Here is a 1,353-nt window from a genome sequence, read left to right as displayed (position 1 = left end):
ATCTCGCTTTTTAGATTCGGGATACTTCGTTGCTCTCAGGATGAACAAAGAGAATAACACTTTGATAATGTAATTTTACTTTTGAGACACCCTCTTTAAATAAGTCATTTCTATGAATAGAATATTTCATTTGTTGCTATTATCGATAATTGCAGTTTTACCCACTTTAGCGCAGCTAAAGACTAAAGTCGATGAACGTTTTGAATTAACTAGTATTGCTTTTCGTTTAGCCGGGGCCGAAGAGTATACAAACAATGAAGTTTCTGGTTATATATCAGATATAGATAATTATTTTTCCAAATATAAAAATCATGCTTTAATCGGATACATAAAAAAGATTAGAGAAAGAGATGAAATTGCATATAATGCCATCTCGGGATCAACAAATCTTTTAGAAATAAAAAAAGGAAAGGTTCAAATAAAACAGGGAGTTAATATCGCAAATTATATAAAAGATGACGATAGATGGTCAGAAGTGACATTAATTGAATATTTTCGATTGTTGAATATTTTCTATAAGGATACTAAATTTCAACATTTTTTTAATACACATACAGATTTCTACAAACAAACAGAAGCGAGACTAGATGATGTAGTAAGCAAAATAAACATTTCATGGTTTGAATCTTTTTTTGGGGAACCATTAAAAGATCCTGCTATCTATGCAAGTTTATGCAATGGAAGAAATAATTATGCCTTACCATCTTCAGGACATATCGACAATCATATTGAAAAATTCGGCATAGTGATTGGTTGTAACCAAATCGATGAGGCTGGTATACCAGTATTTGATGCGATTAGCTTAACTCCTATAATAATACATGAATTTTGCCATCATTTCACAAATCCGTTAGTTGATAAATATGATAATGAATTAATCTCCTCTGCAGAAAAAATATTTCCGTATGTAAAAGATCAATTATATAGAGTAGCTTATAATACACCTAATAGCATATATAGAGAAGGATTTAATAATCTATTTGTAAATATGTACTACAGAGAGAATCCAACAACAACAGACAAACATGAGATTGCGAAAAATGAAAGACATGGTTTTATATGGATGGAGAGAGCTATTTGCTTTATGGATAACTTCTATTATAACCGCAAAGTATATCCTTATATTGATGACTTTATGTCCCAACTTACTGGTTTCTTAGAATTCGTTTCAAAGAATATAGAAACAATTGTTAACGAATACAAGAATAAGAATCCTTATGTTGTAAATATCTTCCCAATATTGGATAGTAAAGTAGACTCTTCTTTGAAGGAAATTACGATTTATTTTTCACACCCGATGTGGAACTCTTTCGCTATATTTCCTACAGAAGAGGAAGAACTAAAGATTCCTGA

The 1,353-nt window shown here is 30.5% G+C and carries 1 protein-coding gene; it reads left to right on the top strand.

Going from position 1 to position 1,353, the window contains the following annotated elements:
* Positions 1-112: 112 nt before the first annotated feature.
* Positions 113-1,353 (top strand): DUF4932 domain-containing protein (locus M2448_RS20305; RefSeq protein WP_280697239.1); only part of this gene is annotated, 1,241 nt, incomplete at its 3' end.

The sequence above is a fragment of the Dysgonomonas sp. PF1-14 genome (assembly GCF_029892965.1).
Taxonomy (GTDB): Bacteria; Bacteroidota; Bacteroidia; order Bacteroidales; family Dysgonomonadaceae; genus Dysgonomonas.
Note: the sequence above shows the minus strand (reverse complement) of the source record. Positions and strands in the feature narration are given on the sequence as shown.